The following is a 17,671-nucleotide window of genomic DNA, read 5'->3' on the forward strand; positions in this document are numbered from 1 at the left end:
GCGTCAGAAGTTGATCATGTGGCCGGCGATGCCGTGGACGGCTTCCTTGACGGCCTCCGACAGCGTCGGGTGGGCGAAGACGTTGCGCGAGACCTCGTCGGCGGTGAGGTCCCACTGCTGCGCCAGCGTCAGCACCGGCAGCTGCTCGGTCACGTCGGGCCCGATCATGTGGGCGCCGAGGATCTCGTTGTACTTCGCGTCGGCGACCACCTTGACGAACCCGACCGTCTCGCCGAGCCCGGCGGCCTTGCCGTTGGCGCTGAACGGGAAGGTGGCCGTCTTGACGTCGTACCCCTTGTCCTTGGCCTGCTGCTCGGAGTATCCGAAGGAGCCGATCTGGGGCTGGCAGTAGGTGGCCCGCGGGATCATGTCGAAGTCGATCTCCATCGTCTCCGCGCCGGCGATCGTCTCGGCGGCCACGATGCCCATCGCCTCCGCGACGTGGGCGAGCATGAGCTTGCCGGTGACGTCGCCGATCGCGTAGACGTGCTCCACGTTGGTGCGGCCGCGCGCGTCGATGGCGATGGCGCCGCGCTCGGTGGTCTCGACGCCGGTGTTCTCCAGGCCGTAGCCCTCGAGGCGGGGCGCGAAGCCGAAGGCGGCCAGCATCTTGTCGGCCTCGAGCACCTGGGAGTCGCCGCCGTCGGCGGGGCTCACGGTGACCCGGACGCCGGAGCCGGTGTCCTCGACGTTCTCCACCTTGGTGGAGAGCATGACCTTGACCCCGAGCTTCTTGTACTGCTTGAGCAGCTCCTTGGAGACGTCGGAGTCCTCGGTGGGCACCATCCGGTCGAGGAACTCGACGATCGTGACGTCGACGCCGAAGTTCTTCATCACGTAGGCGAACTCGACGCCGATCGCGCCCGAGCCGCCGATGATGATCGAGCCGGGCAGCTCCTCGTCGAGGATCTGCTCCTCGTAGGTGACGACGTTCTTGCTGACCTCCATGCCCGGCAGCATCCGCACCTGGGCGCCCGTGGCGATGATCAGGTCGTCGAACGTGAGCGACTGGCTGGACCCGTCGTTGAGCGCGACGTCCATCGAGGTCGGCGACGTCAGGGTGCCCCAGCCGTCGACCTCGGTGATCTTGTTCTTCTTCATGAGGAAGTGGACGCCCTTGACGATCCCGGCGCTGACCTGGCGGGAGCGCTTGTGGGTCGGGCCGAAGGACATCGTGACGTCGCCCTCGATGCCGAACTTCGCCTTGTCGTGGGTCAGCGTGTGGGCGAGCTCGGCGTTCTTCAGCAGCGCCTTGGAGGGGATGCAGCCCACGTTGAGGCACACCCCGCCCCAGTACTGCTTCTCCACGACCGCCACGGACTTGCCGAGCTGGGAGGCGCGGATGGCGGCGACGTACCCACCGGGGCCGGCACCGAGGACAACGACGTCGAAGTGTGCGGAGTCAGTCACGTCCCCCACCCTAGGCTGCCCCCGGTGGCGGGCGTAACCCGGCTCGGTGGCGCGATAGCCTGCCTCCCGTGACGCTGTACGCCGCCTACGGCACCAACCTCGACCCCGGCCGGATGGGCGAGCGCTGTCCCCACTCCCCGCTGCGCGGTACGGGCTGGCTGACGGGCTGGCGGCTCACCTTCGGCGGCGAGGAGCACGGCTGGGACGGCGCGCTGCTCACCATCGTGCAGGACCCGACCGAGCAGGTCTTCGTGGCGGTCTACGACATCGGCGGCGAGGACGAGTCGGCGCTCGACGGCTGGGAGTCGGCCGACACCGGCCTCTACCGCAAGACCCGGGTCCGGGTCTCGCTGCTCACCGGCGAGGTGACCGCCTGGGCCTACGTCCTCGACGCCTACGAGGGCGGCCTGCCGAGCGCCTCCTACCTCGGGGTGCTGGCCGACGCCGCGGAGGCGGCCGCCGCGCCTGACGACTACGTCCTCGCGCTGCGCCAGCGGGCCTGCCGCTCCTCCGGCCTCTGACGCCTCCTAGAAGTTCAGCCGGACGTCGAGCTCGTCCCGGGTCATCCCGCTGGCGAAGAGCACGTCGGCGGCGAGCGAGCGCACCTGCGAGGCGACCGCGGCGGTGTTGAGGGTCATCCGGTCTGTCAGCGAGGCGACCGCGAGCCGCACCGACTCCACGAGCTCCTCGCGGGCCTCGTGCACCTCCGGCGACGCCTCGCCCCCGGTCAGGCCCGACTCGAAGATCCGCACCCCCAGGGCCAGGGCCTCGACCGAGGCGGCCATCTGGGCCGAGCACGGCTCCCCCATCCGCAGCATGGTGGCCACCCGCCGGGCCAGCACCCGGGCGTCCCGGATGGCGTTGTCGACGTCGACCAGCACCGAGGCGTAGCGGGCCACCTCCCCACGCTGCCGCCAGCGCACCGGGGACATGCTCGCCACCTCCGCCACGTTGGCCGCCGTCGTCGTGGCGGTGTCCACCCGGCCCTGCATGCTCCGGGCGTCGGACAGCGCCTGCTCCGCGAGCGCGGCGTCGCCGGAGCGCATCGCCCGCGAGAGCCGGGTGAGGATCTCCTCGAGCTCGGCCAGCAGCGGGCGCACCTCGCGGGTCAGGTCGCGCACCGCGTTGCGGGGCAGCAGCAGCACCATCGCGAAGCCGCAGAGCCCGCCGACCAGGGCGTCGAGGAACCGGGTCACCGCCGGGTCGGCCGCGCCGGCCACCGGGACGACGGCGGCCAGCAGCACCCCGGAGTTCGCCGCCTGGGTGAGCGCCACCCCCTTCATCCCGGCGAAGACGGCGAGGGCGAAGGTGATGACGACGACGAGGCCCAGCTGCCAGGCGCCGCGGCCGATGCCGAGGATCAGCAGCTCGCCCACCAGCACGCCCAGGGCCACCCCGAGCACGAGCTCGAGCACCATCGGCCGGCGCAGGCCCACGCCGGCGACCAGGACGATCACCGCCGCGACGGGGGCGAAGAACGCCTGCTCGTGGCCGAGCAGGTGGGTGGAGACGGCGTAGGCCGCCGTGGTCGCGGCGGCGAGCCGGACCAGCTGCCGCCAGCGGCGGCGTACCGCTCGGAGGCGCTCGGGCAGCGTCATCCGCGGCAGCGTGGAGGCCACCTCGAGCACGCGTCGTCCGGTCGGCACCCCTCGATCATGCCCTGCCGCGCCCCCCGCGCCGGGGCGTCTAGAGTCTCAGGGTGCCCGAGACGACTGCTGACACCGCCCCGAAGACCCTCGCCGCCGAGGCGGCCGACGCGCTGCGCCGGCTGACCGGGGTCGAGACCCACGACGTCGCCCTGGTCCTGGGCTCCGGCTGGCTGCCCGCCGTCGACGCCCTCGGCGAGCCGACCGCCGAGATCGCCACCACCGACCTGCCCGGCTTCCACGCCGCCGGGGTGGCCGGCCACGCGGGGCGGATCCGCAGCATCGAGGTGGCCGGGCGCCACGTGCTGGTCTTCCTCTCGCGGACCCACTTCTACGAGGGCAAGGGCGTGCGCGCCGTCGTCCACCCGGTGCGGACGGCCGCGGCCGCCGGCTGCCGCACCATCGTGCTGACCAACGGCTGCGGCGGGCTGCGCGAGACGTGGGCGCCCGGCACCCCGGTGCTGATCAGCGACCACGTCAACCTCACGGCGACCTCCCCGATCGAGGGGGCCAACTTCGTCGACCTCACCGACCTCTACTCCAGCCGGCTGCGGGCGCTGTGCAAGGAGGTCGACCCCACGCTCGACGAGGGCGTCTACGTCCAGTTCCCCGGGCCCCACTACGAGACGCCCGCCGAGATCCGGATGGTCCGCGCGATCGGCGGCGACCTGGTCGGGATGAGCACCACCCTCGAGGCGATCGCGGCCCGCGAGGCCGGCATGGAGGTGCTGGGGATCAGCCTGGTCACCAACGCCGCCGCCGGGATCAGCGGCGAGCCCCTCAACCACGAGGAGGTCCTCGAGGCCGGCCGCTCGGCGGCCAGCCGGATGGGCGCCCTGCTCGGCGACCTGGTCCCCCGGATCTGATGCGCGTCCTGGTCACCGGCGCCGCCGGCTCGATCGGTCAGGTGCTCCTGCCCGGCCTCGCGGCGGCCGGCCACGAGGTCGTCGGCCTCGACCTGGTCCCGGCCCCCGAGGGCGTCGACGTCGCCTGGCACACCGGGGACTGCACCGACCCCGACGCGGTCGACGCCGTCTTCGCCGCGCAGCCGCTCGACGCCGTCGTCCACCTAGCCGGCCACCCCGACGAGCTCGACCTGCCGGGGTCGCTGACCTCCCACGTGGTCACCACCGCCGCGCTGCTCGACTCGTGCGTCGCGCACCGGGTCGGGCGCTTCGTCTACGCCTCGAGCAACCACGCCGTCGGCCGCACCCCGCGCACCGACTGCGTGGGGGTGGACGCCCGCCCGCGGCCCGACACCTTCTACGGCGTCGGCAAGGTGGCCGCCGAGGCGGTGATGAGCCTGTACGCCGACCGCTACGGCCTCGACGCCGTCGCCTGCCGGATCGGCTCGTTCCTGCCCCGCCCGACGACCGCCCGGCACCTGTCGACGTGGCTCTCCCACGACGACTGCGTGCGGATGGTCGAGGCCGCGCTCACCACCCGGGCCCCCGGCTTCGCCGTGCTGTACGGCATCTCGGCCAACACCGACGCCTGGTGGGACCTCGAGCCCGGCCGGGTGCTCGGCTACGAGCCGCAGGACGACGCGGCGTCGTACGCCGACTCCATCCACCCGCGCCCCGAGGACCCCGCCGAGGCCGCCCACGTCGGCGGTCCCTTCGCCGGCGAGGAGTTCTGGCGCCCCGCCCTCCCTCGCCCCTGACGGGCGTCTTCCGTGGATCCCCGCTCAGGCGGGGATCGCTGAACTTCGTGGGGCGTGCAAACCCCACGAAGCTCATGGATCCCCACCTGAGCGGGGATTCTTGTGACGGGTGGGATCAGCGCCTCACGCGGAACTCCACGACCTCACACGCCCTCGGCGCCTTCGGACGTCGACCCGCGCCGCTGAGACGCGGCGGCGGGGCGGTTGCCGCGGCGGTGTAGGAATGTGGCCATGGCTACCACTGCACTCAAGGGCAACCCCGTCCACACCGTCGGCGAGCTGCCGGCCGTCGGCACCAAGGCCCCAGGCTGGGACCTGGTCGGCGAGGGCCTCTCCCAGCTGACCCAGGCCGACTCGGAGGGCACCCGCGTGGTGCTCAACATCTTCCCGAGCGTCGACACCGGCATCTGCGCCAACAGCGTCCGGGAGTTCAACTCCCGCGCCGCCGACCTGGAGAACACCACCGTCGTCAACGTCTCCAAGGACCTCCCCTTCGCCCAGGCGCGCTTCTGCGGCGCCGAGGGCATCGACAAGGTCAAGGTCGGCTCCGCCTTCCGCTCCTCCTTCGGCGAGGACTTCGGCGTGACCCTCACCGACGGCCCGATGGCCGGCCTCCTGGGCCGCGCCGTCGTGGTGCTCGACGCCGACGGCACCGTGATCCACACCCAGCTGGTCGACGAGATCACCACCGAGCCCGACTACGACGCGGCCATCGCCGCCCTGGGCTGACCCGGTCCGGCTTCGCCCAGGCGGTCCACCAGGCCCCGGGCGAAGCCGGCCATCATCCGCCGGTGGTTCCAGCGCAGCAGCGGTCCCGCCGGACCCGCCACCACCGCCAGCGACCGGTGGGCCAGCACGACCTCCTGGCTGAGCCGCACCTCGGTGCCCGCGCCCGCCGGCACCAGCTCGAAGGCCACCGTCCCCGCGAGGTCGCCGTCCACCCCGACCCTCAGCACGGGCGGCTCCCGCCGCTCGGCCCGCAGCACCAGGTCGAGGGTGTAGGGCAGGATCGAGCGGCACAGCACCCGGGCGGTGTCGTCGTCGAGCCGCGCCACCGCGCGCACCTCCGGCCACCACCGCGGGTAGTGCTCGAGGTCGACCAGCACGCCGGCCACCTCCGCGACGGTCGCCGGCACCCGCCAGCGGCCCGAGAAGACGAAGGTGGGAGCCATGCACCCCATCCTGCCGCGCTACCGTCTGGCCATGACCGCTGACGCCGCCACCGCCGACCTGCTCGACCGCGCCCGCGCCTGGGCCGCCGAGGACCCGGACGAGGCCACCCGGGCCGAGCTGGAGGCCGTCGTGGCCGAGGTCGAGGCGGGCAGCGACCCCGCCGACCTCGCCGACCGCTTCCGCGGCACCCTCGAGTTCGGCACGGCCGGGCTCCGCGGCGCGCTGGGAGCCGGGCCCAACCGGATGAACCGCGTCGTCGTCGTCCGCGCCGCCGCCGGCCTGGCGGCGTACCTGCGCGACCAGGGCGTCACCGGAGAGGCCTCCGTGGTCATCGGCTACGACGCCCGGCACAACAGCGACGTCTTCGCCCGCGACACCGCCGAGGTGATGACCGGCGCCGGCTTCAAGGCGCTCGTCATGCCCCGTCCCCTGCCCACCCCACTGCTGGCCTACGCGATCCGCGAGCTCGGCTGCGTCGCGGGCGTGATGGTCACCGCCAGCCACAACCCGCCCCAGGACAACGGCTACAAGGTCTACCTGGGCGACGGCAGCCAGATCGTGCCGCCCGCCGACGCCCTCATCGCCGAGCGGATCGCCGCCGTGGGCCCGCTGGCCTCCGTGCCGCGCGGTCACGCCGGCACGGCGGTCGGCGAGGAGCTGGTCGACCGCTACCTCGACACCACCGCCGGCCTGGTCGAGGACGGCCCGCGCGACCTCGACGTCGTCTACACCCCCCTGCACGGCGTCGGCGGCACCTCGGTCGCCCAGGTCCTGGAGACCGCCGGCTTCTCCTCCGTCCGGGTGGTGGAGCAGCAGGAGCAGCCCGACGCCGACTTCCCCACCGTGGCGTTCCCCAACCCCGAGGAGCCGGGCGCGATGGACCTCGCGCTGGCGCTCGCCGCCGAGACCGGTGCCGACCTCGTGGTGGCCAACGACCCCGACGCCGACCGCTGCGCCGCCGCGGTCCCCGGCCCCCACGGCTGGCGGATGCTGCGCGGCGACGAGGTGGGCGCACTGCTCGCCGCCCACCTCCTGGAGCGCGGTCGGACCGGTGTCTGGGCGACCTCGATCGTCTCCTCCTCGCTGCTCGGCAAGATGGCCCGGGCCGCCGGGCAGGAGTACGCCGAGACCCTCACCGGCTTCAAGTGGATCGGCCGGCTCGACGGCCTGGCCTTCGGCTACGAGGAGGCGCTGGGCTACTGCGTCGACCCCGAGCACGTGCGGGACAAGGACGGCGTCTCCGCGCTGCTCCTGCTCTGCGAGGTCGCGGCCCGGGCCAAGGCCGAGGGGCGCGGGCTCACCGACCTGCTCGACGACCTCGCCCTGCGCCACGGGCTGCACGCGACCGACCAGCTCTCGGTGCGGTTCGCCGACCTCGCGGGCATCGACGCGGCGATGGAGCGGCTGCGCAGCACGCCCCCCGAGCTGCTCGGCGGCCTGCCGGTGATCCGGGTCGAGGACCTCGCCGAGGGCTCCGAGGCGCTGCCCCCCACCGACGGCCTGCGCTACACCCTCGCGGAGGGCGCCCGGGTGATCGTCCGCCCGTCCGGGACCGAGCCCAAGGTGAAGTGCTACCTCGAGGTCGTCGTCCCGGTCTCGGAGGAGGACGGCGTCGACGCCGCCCGGATCTCCGCGGCCGGCCGCCTCGACGCCCTCAAGAACGACGTGAAGGCCGCGGCGGGCCTCTGAGCGGCGGCGCCGGGGCGTCGTACCGGCGTCCGCGGCGACGCCCCGGCGGCGTCGTCGTCGGTTGCCGTCCGGCGGCGCGCCCCGCCTATGCTGTCGGAGTGACAGCCACCTCTGCCTCGACGACGAGTGCAGGCCCGGCCGGGGTCGACGTCGCGCAGTTCGCCGACGTGACCGCCTCCGACGCCTCCCTGCGCCGCTTCCTCCACGGGCTGCCCGGGGTCGACCAGGTCGGCTGCGAGGCCCGCGCCGCCGGCCTCGGCACCCGGTCGATCAAGACCACCGCCAAGGCCCAGGCCCTCGACCTGGCGATCCGGATGGTCGACCTGACCACCCTCGAGGGCATGGACACCCCCGGCAAGGTGCGGGCGCTGGCCTCCAAGGCGATGCGCCCCGACCCCGCCGACCCGACCTGTCCCGCGGCCGCGGCCGTCTGCGTCTACCCCGACATGGTGGCGACGGCGAAGGACGCGCTGGGCGACTCCGGCGTCCACGTCGCCGCGGTGGCGACGGCGTTCCCCAGCGGTCGTGCGGCGCTGGACATCAAGCTCGCCGACACCCGCGACGCCGTCGAGGCCGGCGCCGACGAGATCGACATGGTCATCGACCGCGGCGCCTTCCTCACGGGGCGCTACCTGCAGGTCTTCGAGGAGATCGTCGCCGTGCGCGAGGCCTGCGCCCGCCCCGACGGCACCGCCGCCCACCTCAAGGTGATCTTCGAGACCGGCGAGCTGCAGACCTACGACAACGTCCGCCGCGCCAGCTGGCTGGCGATGATGGCCGGCGGCGACTTCATCAAGACCTCCACCGGCAAGGTGCAGCCGGCCGCCACCCTCCCCGTCACCCTGGTGATGCTCGAGGCGGTCCGCGACTTCCGCGCGCAGACCGGCCGGATGGTCGGCGTCAAGCCCGCCGGCGGGATCCGCACCGCCAAGGACGCGATCAAGTACCTCGTGATGGTCAACGAGGTCGTGGGGCAGGACTGGCTCGACCCCGACTGGTTCCGCTTCGGCGCCTCCACGCTGCTCAACGACCTGCTGATGCAGCGCACCAAGATGACCACGGGCCGCTACTCCGGCCCCGACTACTTCACCCTGGACTGAGGAAGCACAGCATGGTCAAGGTTCCCGAGACGGCAGCATCCGCGCCGCTCTTCGACTACGCGCCGGCCCCCGAGTCGCGCGCGATCGTCGACATCCGCTCCTCCTACGGGCTCTTCGTCGACGGCGAGTTCGTCGACGGGCAGGGTTCCTCCTTCAAGACGGTCAACCCGGCCACCGAGGAGGTGCTCTCCGAGGTCGCGGAGGCCTCCGACGCCGACGTCGACGCCGCCGTCAAGGCCGCCCGCCGCGCCCACAGCCGCGTCTGGGGGCGGATGAGCGGGCGCGAGCGCGCCAAGTACCTCTACCGGATCGCGCGGATCATCCAGGAGCGCGCCCGCGAGATCGCCGTCCTGGAGACGCTCGACAACGGCAAGCCGATCAAGGAGAGCCGGGACGTCGACGTCCCGACCGCCGCGGCGCACTTCTTCTACTACGCGGGCTGGGCCGACAAGCTCGAGTACGCCGTCCCCGGCAACGGCGCCCCGCAGTCGCTCGGCGTCGCCGGCCAGGTCATCCCGTGGAACTTCCCGCTGCTCATGCTCGCGTGGAAGATCGCCCCGGCCCTGGCCGCCGGCAACACGGTGGTCCTCAAGCCCGCCGAGACGACCCCCCTGACCGCGCTGCTCTTCGCCGAGATCTGCCAGCAGGCCGACCTGCCGCCCGGCGTCGTCAACATCGTCACCGGCGCCGGCGCGACCGGACAGGCACTCGTCGCCCACCCCGACGTGGACAAGGTCGCGTTCACCGGCTCCACCGAGGTCGGCCGCCGGATCGCCCGCACCGTCGCCGGCACCGACAAGAAGGTCACCCTCGAGCTCGGCGGCAAGGCCGCCAACATCGTCTTCGAGGACGCGCCGGTCGACCAGGCCGTCGAGGGCATCGTCACCGGCATCTTCTTCAACCAGGGCCACGTCTGCTGCGCCGGGTCGCGGCTGCTGGTCCAGGAGAGCGTCGCCGAGGAGGTGCTCGACCGGCTCAAGCGCCGCATGGCCACCCTGCGCGTCGGCGACCCGCTGGACAAGAACACCGACGTCGGCGCCATCAACTCCGCCGAGCAGCTCGCCCGGATCACCGAGCTCGCCCGCGTCGGCGAGGACGAGGTCGGCACCACCGGCGGCGCCGGCCGCTGGTCGCCGCCTTGCGACCTGCCCGAGCGCGGCTTCTGGTTCCCGCCGACCGTCTTCACCGGCGTCTCCCAGGCCCACCGGATCGCCCGCGAGGAGATCTTCGGCCCGGTGCTCTCGGTGCTGACCTTCCGCACCGCCACCGAGGCGGTCGAGAAGGCCAACAACACCCCCTTCGGCCTCTCCGCCGGGGTCTGGACCGAGAAGGGCTCCCGGATCCTCTGGATGGCCAACCAGCTGCGCGCCGGCGTGGTCTGGGCCAACACGTTCAACAAGTTCGACCCCACGTCGCCGTTCGGTGGCTACAAGGAGTCGGGCTACGGCCGCGAGGGCGGCCGCCACGGACTGGAGGGATACCTCAAGTGAGCCCCACGACCCCCGCGCGCGCCAGCGTGCGCAAGACCTGGAAGCTCTACATCGGCGGCGCCTTCCCGCGCTCGGAGTCGGGCTACTCCTACGTCGTCAACGACGCGAAGGGACAGTTCGTGGCCAACGCCGCCATGGCGTCGCGCAAGGACGCCCGCGACGCCGTCCAGGCCGCCCGCAAGGCGTTCGGCGGCTGGTCGTCGAAGACGGCGTACAACCGCGCCCAGATCCTCTACCGCGTCGCCGAGGTGATGGAGGACCGCCGCCCGCAGTTCCTCGACGCGGTGCGACAGTCCGAGGGCCTGGGGTCCCGGCAGGCGACGCAGGTCGTCGACGACGCCGTCGACCGCCTCGTCTGGTACGCCGGGTGGGCCGACAAGATCACTCAGGTCGTCGGCTCCGCCAACCCGGTCGCCGGCCCCTACTTCAACCTCTCCTCGCCCGAGCCCACCGGCGTCGTCGCCGTGGTCGCCCCGCAGCGCTCGTCGCTGCTCGGGCTGGTCTCGGTCGTCGCCCCCGCGATCGTCACCGGCAACACGACCGTGGTGCTGGCCTCGGAGGAGCGGCCCCTCCCGGCGATCACCTTCGCCGAGGTGCTGGCCACCTCCGACGTCCCGGGCGGGGTCGTCAACGTCCTCACCGGTCCCCCGGCGGCCACCGCCCCGTGGCTGGCCGAGCACATGGACGTCAACGCCCTCGACCTCACCGGGCTCGCCGGGGACGACGAGGCAGCGGCCGCCCTCGAGGCCTCGGCCGCGGAGAACCTCAAGCGCGTCCTGCGTGCCCCCGCCGCCGAGCCCGACTGGGAGGCCGACCCCGGCATCGACCGGATGACCGCGTTCCTCGAGACCAAGACCGTCTGGCACCCGATCGGCCTCTGACCCGTCGTCCCACGCGCCCCGAGAACCCCCGCTCAGGCGGGGGTTCTGCGGGTTGGCGGGGCGTGCAAGCCGCGACAACCTCACCGAACCCCGCTCAGGCGGGGATTCATGGGCCCCGGGTACGGCGGGGGGCCCGAGCTTGGTGCGACCCGGCGGCCCGGCGTCAGCGGGAGAGGAGGGCCTGCGCGAAGACGTCGAGCATGTCGCGCGGGTCCTTGGCGAGGAACGCCTGGCCGCCGGTGGCCTCGGAGATCCGGCGCAGCGACGGCATGTCGGCGTCCTCGCTGATGCCGACCGAGATGATCCGGACCGGCCGGGCCGGGTCGGCGGACTCCTTGAGCTTGTCGAGCAGGTCGGGCAGCGACAGCGAGCCCGGGTCGTCGTTGGCCCCGTCGCTGATCAGGATGACGGCGTTGAAGTAGTTCTTGTCGTAGCTGCGCAGCCCTTGGCGGTACGCCGCCAACGTGGTGTCGTAGAGACCCGTGCCGCCCTGGGTGATCGAGAGGAGCTTGGTCAGCTGCTGGCGGAGGTAGCGCTCGTGGTCGATCCCGGCGGTGCGCTCGTTGAGCCGCTTGATCGGGGCGAGCTGGCGCCAGTCCTGGCCGGGCCCGCCCTGGTCGATCGAGAAGGCCCAGGTGCCGACCTTGGCGTGCCGGGGGAAGAGGCTCAGTGCCTGGCCGGCCGCGTCGGCGGCGAGCTCCATGCGGGTGGAGCCGGCGCCGGCCGGGAAGTCCATCGACCCCGACGCGTCGAAGACCGCGAGGATGCTCGACGGGACGCTGAGCACCTGCCAGCCGCCCAGCGTCCGGAGCACGAGGTCGTCGGAGGGGGTCTCGAGCGCCTCGACCTGGCCCATCCCGCCGCCGCTGGACAGCGGCTCGACGGTGCTGCGCCGCAGCCCCGCGGCGTCGAGGGCACGGGCGCCCTCGTCGGTCCGGAACCAGCTGCCCAGCTCCTGGCCGTACTCGCGCAGGGTGTTGTCGCTGTCCCACGCCGCGGCGAGCGGGAAGTCGAGCACCGGCGACCCGGTCGCGGGCTTCACGAGCGTGAGCGCGGCGTTGGCCGCACGGGCCTTGAGGAAGTCGTGCTCGGAGATCGGCAGCAGCTGCGTCGAGCCGTTGCCGATGGAGCCCAGGTCGATCGGCTCGGCGGGACCGTCGACGGTCCGCTCCCCGAACTTCTGCGCGAGGGGGATCATCGAGAGCTGGGCCTCGACGGGGTCGGTCCCGCCGCTGAGCGCCTCGCCCATCGAGGCGGTGAGGGCCAGGGCCGAGGCGGCGTCGGACGCCGGGTCGTTGAGGACCGTGCGGCCCGAGACGAGAGCCTCCCGCCAGGAGCCGACGCCGGCCCCGGTCGGCCCGGTCACCAGGCCGACGGGCGAGGCGGCGAGCGTCTCCTCGAGCAGGGCCGTGCTGACGCCCGAGCTGGCGAGCCGCTGCATCCGCAACGACGAGTCGGCGACCCACAGGTCGGGGCTCTCGTTGCGGGCGAAGGCGGCGGAGGTCTGGTCGGGGGTCTCCTCGACGACCTCGACGGCGGCGCACCGGTTGCGCTGGGCCGTGGCGGTCACGGCTTGCTCGACCAGGGGGCGCATGGCCGGGACGGTGGCGAGCCGGACCTCGAAGGGGTCCTGGCAGGTGTCGGCGACCGCGGCGTCCTCCTCGAGGGCGCCGCCCATGGTGAGCCAGCCGACCCCACCGATCACCGCGACGAGAGCCAGGACCAGCAGGAGGGGCGAGAGCCCCTTGCCGTCCTTGTCCAGCGCATGGCGTCCCATGTCTCCCCCTCCCCAGGGTCGGTGTTTCCTCGGTCCTGTCCGACCGGGCGACGATACGTCCGACCTCCCCCGGGCGGGACGCGAATGCGGCAATTGTGACCCAGACGGCAGACGTCCGCTGGGCATCATGCCGTGCGTGGACGTCGGGCACAACGAGTACGTCGGGCACAATGGACGGGTGCGCGCGCGAGTCCTCGTCCTCGCCGGCCCCTCGGGGGCCGGCAAGTCCCGGCTCGCCGAACGGCTCGGCCTCCCCGTCCTGCGGCTGGACGACTTCTACCGAGACGCCTCCGAACCCGACCTCCCGCGGATCACCGAGGGCGCGAACGCGGGCCTGGTCGACTGGGACCACCCGGGCAGCTGGCACCACGACGCGGCGCTCGCCGCACTGCACGAGCTGTGCACCGAGGGCAGCGCGGACGTCCCCGTCTACTCCATCCCCCACAGCGCCGTGGAGGGCCACCGCCCCCTCGACCTCGGGGAGCACCGCTTCTTCGTCGCCGAGGGGATCTTCGCCGCCGACGTCGTGCCCGCCTGCGCCGAGGCGGGCCTGCTGGCCGGTGCCTACTGCGTGCGCCAGCACCGGGTGCTCACCTTCTGGCGCCGTCTGGTGCGCGACCTGCGCGAGCGGCGCAAGCCCCCGCTGGTGCTGGTGCGCCGCGGCCTCTCGCTCATGCGGGCGCAGCGACGGGTGGTGGCGCACGCCGTCGCCCTGGGCTGCCGCCCGGTCACCGGCGACGAGGCCCACCGCGAGATCCGGGCGCTGATGGCCGCCCCCGAGCCGGCCGGTCGCTGATGGTCGCGCCGGGCGCCTGGGGGCGGGAGCTGCTCGCGCTGCGGCTCGCCCAGCCGGACCGGCGCTCCTGCGGAGCCGCGGTGCTGGTGGTCGCCGAGGCCCTGGCCAACCCCCGCTACGCCCGGTGGCTGATCGTCGGCGGCGCCGAGCGGGTCGCCGGCGAGACCCTGGCGATGCATCGGCGGGTGACCGGCCCCGTCGACGTCGCGGGCCGCCTGCAGCCTCCGTGGCCGCGGTCGCTCGGGACGCCGCCGTGGGCGGTCGCCCGCCAGCTCACCGCCCGCACGGGGGTGCGGCACACCGTGCGCTGGGCGCGGGGTCGCCGCGGCCGGCGCCGCGCCTGGGAGGGCCTGGTGGCCGCCCTCGAGGAGGGGCGCCCCGTCCCGGTGTACGTCGGCAGCCGGGCGCTCCCCCGGCACGTCCTGCTCGCGCTGGTCCCGGCCCGCGCCCCCCGGGACGGCACCGCCGACGGACCGCTCGCTCCTCGGCCCAGGGCCACCGCGGACTCCGTCCGGGTGCACGACCCGGCGACCGGCGGCCAGCGGGCGTTCCCGGCCGACCGGTTCCGCGACGGCGCGCTCGGCACGGGGTGGCCCCGGCCGTGGTTCGTCGTGCTGCCGGCGACCGCACGGGCGCCGGGCGCGGGCTCAGGCCTCCGCTGACCCTGCCGCCTCGGCCGCGAGGGCGGCGTACCCCGGCTTGACGACGTCGTCGATGATCGCGAGCCGCTCGTCGAAGGGCAGGAACGCCGACTTCATCGCGTTGATCGTGAACCAGCGCAGGTCGTCGAGCCCGTAGCCGAAGGCTTCGACGAGCTTCATCATCTCCTCGGTCATGGAGGTGCCGCTCATCAGCCGGTTGTCGGTGTTGACGGTGACCCGGAACCGCAGCCGGGTCAGCAGGCCGATCGGGTGCTCGGCGATCGAGGCGGCGGCGCCCGTCTGCACGTTGGAGCTCGGGCACATCTCCAGCGGGATCCGGCTGTCGCGCACGTAGGCGGCGAGCCGCCCCAGGTGGACGGAGCCGTCGGCCCCGACCTCGATGTCGTCGACGATCCGCACCCCGTGGCCGAGCCGGTCGGCGCCGCACCACTGGATCGCCTGCCAGATGGAGGGCAGGCCGAACGCCTCGCCCGCGTGGATGGTGAAGTGGCTGTTCTCGCGCTGGAGGTACTCGAAGGCGTCGAGGTGCCGGGTGGGCGGGTAGCCGGCCTCGGCGCCCGCGATGTCGAAACCGGCGACGCCCCGGTCGCGCCAGGCGACCGCCAGCTCGGCGATCTCGCGGGAGCGGGCCTGGTGGCGCATCGCGGTGAGGAGCTGGCGGACGACGACCCGGTCACCCGAGGCGGCCACCGCCGCGTCGAACCCCTCCTGCACGGCCGCCACGACCTCGTCGAGCGAGAGGCCGCCGCGCACGTGCTGCTCGGGCGCGTAGCGGACCTCGGCGTAGACGACGCCGTCGGCGACGAGGTCCTCGACGAACTCCGCCGCGACGCGGCGCAGGGCGGGAGCGGTCTGCATGACGGCGACGGTGTGGTCGAAGGTCTCGAGGTAGCGCTCGAGGCTCCCGGAGTCGGCGGAGGCGCGGAACCACTCCCCCAGGGCGGCGGCGTCGTCGGCGGGCAGCTCGTGCCCGATCTCCCCGGCCAGCTCCAGCACCGTACTTGGGCGCAGACCACCGTCGAGGTGGTCGTGGAGCACGACCTTGGGGGCGCGGTGGACCTGGTCTCTCGTCGGCGTCGTCACGCTCCCTATCCTGTCATCCATGCGCACCTTCACCACGCTCGAGGAAGTCGCCGCCGCCACCGGGGAGCAGCTCGGGACCAGCGACTGGTTCACCGTCGACCAGGAGCGGGTCGACCAGTTCGCCGACGCCACCGGGGACCACCAGTGGATCCACGTCGACGTCGACCGTGCGGCCGACAGCCCCTTCGGCGGCACGATCGCCCACGGCTACCTCACCCTGTCCCTGCTGCCGGTGCTCGGCGCCGGCATCTTCAGTCTCGAGACCCCCGGCGCCAAGCTCAACTACGGCGTCAACAAGGTCCGCTTCCCCACCCCGCTGCGGGTCGGCAAGCGGATCCGCTCGCACATCACGGTGGGCGAGTGCACCGAGCTGCCCGCCGGGCTGCAGATGACGCTCCAGCACACGGTCGAGATCGAGGACGAGCCGAAGCCCGCCTGCGTGGCCGAGACCGTCGTCCTGCTGCTGCCCTGAGCTCGCGGGGCCGGCCGACCCGGCCGGCCCTCGCGACCGCCCTCCCGACCGGGCCGCCCGGGAGACTCAGCCGATCCGGTCGATGACCAGGTCGCGGGGGGTGTACGCCGTCTCCTCGACGTCGTAGCCCCCCTCGAGGGAGGCCAGCGCCCGCTCGAACCGCTCGGGCTCGTCGGTGTGCAGCGTGAGCAGCGGCGCGCCCTCGGCGACCCGGTCCCCCGGCCGCGCGTGCCACACCACGCCCGCCCCGGCCTGCACCGGGTCCTCCTTGCGCGCCCGGCCGGCGCCGAGGCGCCAGGCCGCGAGCCCGACGGCCATCGCGTCCAGCCGGGTCAGCACCCCGCTGGAGGGGGCGGTGACCACGTGGGTCTCCCGGGCGGTCGGCAGCGCCGCGTCGGGGTCGCCGTCCTGGGCGCGGACCATCTCGCGCCACACGTCCATGGCGGAGCCGTCGGCCAGCCTGTCGGCGGGGTCGACGTCGTCCACCCCGGCGCCCAGCAGCATCTCCCGCGCGAGCGCGAGGGTCAGCTCGACGACGTCGGCGGGGCCGCCGCCGGCGAGCACCTCCACCGACTCCGCGACCTCCAGCGCGTTGCCGGCGGTCAGGCCGAGCGGCGTGGACATGTCGGTGAGCAGGGCGACCGTGTGGACCCCGGCGTCCTTGCCCAGCGCCACCATGGTGTCGGCGAGCTCGCGGGCCCGGGCCACGTCCTTCATGAAGGCGCCGGTGCCGACCTTCACGTCGAGGACCAGCGCGCCGGTCCCCTCCGCGATCTTCTTGCTCATGATCGAGGAGGCGATCAGCGGGATCGCCTCGACGGTGCCGGTGACGTCGCGCAGCGCGTAGAGCTTCTTGTCGGCCGGGGCCAGGCCGTCGCCCGCGGCGCAGATGACCGCGCCGACCGACTCCAGCTGCGCCATCATCTCGTCGTTGCTCAGCGCGGCCCGCCAGCCCGGGATCGACTCGAGCTTGTCGAGCGTCCCGCCGGTGTGGCCCAGGCCCCGGCCCGAGAGCTGCGGCACGGCGACGCCGCAGGCGGCCACCAGCGGGGCCAGCGGGAGGGTGATCTTGTCCCCCACCCCGCCGGTCGAGTGCTTGTCGGCGGTCGGGCGGGAGAGGCCGGAGAAGTCCATCCGCTCGCCGGAGGCGATCATCGCGCTGGTCCAGCGCGAGATCTCGCGCCGCTCCATCCCGTTGAGCAGGATGGCCATGGCGAGCGCCGACATCTGCTCGTCGGCCACGTCGCCGCGGGTGTAGGCGTCGATCACCCAGTCGATCTGGCTGTCGGAGAGCTCCTGGCGCTCGCGCTTGGCCGTGATCACCTCGACGGCGTCGTGCCGGGCCTGCTGGGCGGACAACCTCACCACATCCTTGTCTTCGCGCTCGTCTGCGCGCTCGTCCTCATGCGTGCTCGAGGTCCTCGGGCCCGAAGGCGTCGGGCAGCACCTCGTCCATCCGGCGGACGCCGGAGACGGTCAGGAGCAGCAGCTCCCTGCCGCCGTGCTCGTGCAGCAGCTGACGGCAGCGGCCGCACGGCATGATCACCTCGCCGGCCCCGTTGACGCAGACGAAGTGGGTCAGCCTCCCCCCGCCGGTGGCGTGCAGCTGGGAGACCAGGCCGCACTCGGCGCAGAGCGTCACGCCGTACCCGGCGTTCTCGACGTTGCACCCCACCAGCACCCGGCTGGCGCCGTCGTCGCCGACCGCCCTGGCGGCCGCGCCGACGCGGTAGCGGCTGTACGGCGCGTACGCGCGGCCGGCGACCTCGGTCGCGGCCGCCCGGAGCGCGTCCCAGTCCGACTGGCCCCAGACCTGCTCGTCGGCCACG

General features: G+C 73.6%; 18 protein-coding genes. 11 read left to right on the forward strand and 7 right to left on the reverse strand.

The window, feature by feature from the left end; genetic code table 11:
- Positions 1 to 3: 3 nt before the first annotated feature.
- On the reverse strand, positions 4 to 1,410 hold the full coding sequence (lpdA, locus tag DNK53_RS13235; protein WP_110183149.1) for a dihydrolipoyl dehydrogenase: 1,407 nt from the start codon (positions 1,408 to 1,410) through the stop codon (positions 4 to 6).
- A gap of 68 nt (positions 1,411 to 1,478) precedes the next feature.
- Here lpdA and DNK53_RS13240 point away from each other — a divergent pair, with 68 nt between their 5' ends.
- Positions 1,479 to 1,931, forward strand: a complete 453-nt coding sequence (locus tag DNK53_RS13240; protein ID WP_110182799.1) for a gamma-glutamylcyclotransferase — start codon at positions 1,479 to 1,481, stop codon at positions 1,929 to 1,931.
- A 6-nt stretch (positions 1,932 to 1,937) separates the two neighbouring features.
- Here the strand turns inward: DNK53_RS13240 and DNK53_RS13245 are convergent, their stop codons facing one another.
- Complete coding sequence (locus tag DNK53_RS13245) at positions 1,938 to 3,056, reverse strand: FUSC family protein (protein WP_110182800.1); 1,119 nt, start codon at positions 3,054 to 3,056, stop codon at positions 1,938 to 1,940.
- Between the two features lie 53 nt (positions 3,057 to 3,109).
- Between DNK53_RS13245 and DNK53_RS13250 the strand changes: the two genes are divergently transcribed.
- The 3 genes from DNK53_RS13250 to tpx all read left to right on the forward strand — a co-directional run bounded on the left by DNK53_RS13250 (position 3,110) and on the right by tpx (position 5,448).
- Entirely contained in the window at positions 3,110 to 3,922 is an 813-nt protein-coding gene (locus DNK53_RS13250; protein WP_110182801.1) for a purine-nucleoside phosphorylase, read from the forward strand.
- Positions 3,922 to 4,719, forward strand: coding sequence for an NAD-dependent epimerase/dehydratase family protein (locus tag DNK53_RS13255; RefSeq protein WP_110182802.1), 798 nt, complete (start codon positions 3,922 to 3,924; stop codon positions 4,717 to 4,719). Before DNK53_RS13250 ends, DNK53_RS13255 begins: the two co-directional genes overlap by 1 nt.
- Positions 4,720 to 4,950: 231 nt before the next feature.
- Positions 4,951 to 5,448: a thiol peroxidase gene (gene tpx / locus DNK53_RS13260; RefSeq protein WP_110182803.1), complete on the forward strand. Its 498-nt coding sequence runs from the start codon at positions 4,951 to 4,953 to the stop codon at positions 5,446 to 5,448.
- Here the strand turns inward: tpx and DNK53_RS13265 are convergent.
- Positions 5,418 to 5,891 (reverse strand): SRPBCC family protein, encoded by a 474-nt coding sequence (locus DNK53_RS13265; protein WP_110182804.1) that lies wholly within the window; start codon positions 5,889 to 5,891, stop codon positions 5,418 to 5,420. The two genes, tpx and DNK53_RS13265, sit on opposite strands and share 31 nt — an antisense overlap.
- A gap of 31 nt (positions 5,892 to 5,922) precedes the next feature.
- Between DNK53_RS13265 and DNK53_RS13270 the strand changes: the two genes are divergently transcribed.
- From DNK53_RS13270 to DNK53_RS13285, 4 genes are all read left to right on the forward strand, one after another.
- On the forward strand, positions 5,923 to 7,581 hold the full coding sequence (locus DNK53_RS13270) for a phospho-sugar mutase (protein WP_110183150.1): 1,659 nt from the start codon (positions 5,923 to 5,925) through the stop codon (positions 7,579 to 7,581).
- Between the two features lie 98 nt (positions 7,582 to 7,679).
- Entirely contained in the window at positions 7,680 to 8,681 is a 1,002-nt protein-coding gene (gene deoC / locus DNK53_RS13275; RefSeq protein ID WP_110182805.1) for a deoxyribose-phosphate aldolase, read from the forward strand.
- Positions 8,682 to 8,692: 11 nt separating this feature from the next.
- Positions 8,693 to 10,171, forward strand: coding sequence for an aldehyde dehydrogenase family protein (locus DNK53_RS13280; protein WP_110182806.1), 1,479 nt, complete (start codon positions 8,693 to 8,695; stop codon positions 10,169 to 10,171).
- The gene (locus DNK53_RS13285; RefSeq protein ID WP_110182807.1) at positions 10,168 to 11,052 is read left to right on the forward strand and encodes an aldehyde dehydrogenase family protein; all 885 of its coding nucleotides are present in this window, start codon (positions 10,168 to 10,170) and stop codon (positions 11,050 to 11,052) included. Before DNK53_RS13280 ends, DNK53_RS13285 begins: the two co-directional genes overlap by 4 nt.
- A gap of 163 nt (positions 11,053 to 11,215) precedes the next feature.
- Here the strand turns inward: DNK53_RS13285 and DNK53_RS13290 are convergent, their stop codons facing one another.
- Complete coding sequence (locus DNK53_RS13290; protein WP_162599936.1) at positions 11,216 to 12,829, reverse strand: substrate-binding domain-containing protein; 1,614 nt, start codon at positions 12,827 to 12,829, stop codon at positions 11,216 to 11,218.
- A gap of 136 nt (positions 12,830 to 12,965) precedes the next feature.
- Here DNK53_RS13290 and DNK53_RS13295 point away from each other — a divergent pair, with 136 nt between their 5' ends.
- On the forward strand, positions 12,966 to 13,625 hold the full coding sequence (locus DNK53_RS13295) for an ATP-binding protein (RefSeq protein WP_239456525.1): 660 nt from the start codon (positions 12,966 to 12,968) through the stop codon (positions 13,623 to 13,625).
- A complete protein-coding gene (locus DNK53_RS13300; RefSeq protein ID WP_110182809.1) occupies positions 13,625 to 14,287 on the forward strand; it encodes a hypothetical protein in 663 nt (220 codons plus the stop codon). The genes DNK53_RS13295 and DNK53_RS13300 overlap by 1 nt, the downstream gene beginning before the upstream one ends.
- Here DNK53_RS13300 and DNK53_RS13305 read toward each other — a convergent pair.
- Positions 14,273 to 15,370, reverse strand: coding sequence for an adenosine deaminase (locus DNK53_RS13305; RefSeq protein WP_239456526.1), 1,098 nt, complete (start codon positions 15,368 to 15,370; stop codon positions 14,273 to 14,275). The two genes, DNK53_RS13300 and DNK53_RS13305, sit on opposite strands and share 15 nt — an antisense overlap.
- Before the next feature lie 19 nt (positions 15,371 to 15,389).
- On the opposite strand from DNK53_RS13305, the gene DNK53_RS13310 reads away from it, so the two are divergent.
- On the forward strand, positions 15,390 to 15,842 hold the full coding sequence (locus tag DNK53_RS13310; protein WP_110182811.1) for a MaoC family dehydratase: 453 nt from the start codon (positions 15,390 to 15,392) through the stop codon (positions 15,840 to 15,842).
- Positions 15,843 to 15,908: 66 nt separating this feature from the next.
- Here DNK53_RS13310 and DNK53_RS13315 read toward each other — a convergent pair whose 3' ends face one another.
- Together DNK53_RS13315 and DNK53_RS13320 are read right to left on the reverse strand one after the other, a co-directional pair.
- On the reverse strand, positions 15,909 to 17,201 hold the full coding sequence (locus DNK53_RS13315; protein WP_204163955.1) for a thymidine phosphorylase: 1,293 nt from the start codon (positions 17,199 to 17,201) through the stop codon (positions 15,909 to 15,911).
- 43 nt (positions 17,202 to 17,244) lie between these two features.
- On the reverse strand, positions 17,245 to 17,670 hold the full coding sequence (locus DNK53_RS13320) for a cytidine deaminase (RefSeq protein ID WP_110182812.1): 426 nt from the start codon (positions 17,668 to 17,670) through the stop codon (positions 17,245 to 17,247).
- Position 17,671 lies beyond the last annotated feature (1 nt).

This window comes from Nocardioides solisilvae (assembly GCF_003194625.1).
Classification (GTDB): Bacteria; Actinomycetota; Actinomycetes; order Propionibacteriales; family Nocardioidaceae; genus Nocardioides; species Nocardioides solisilvae.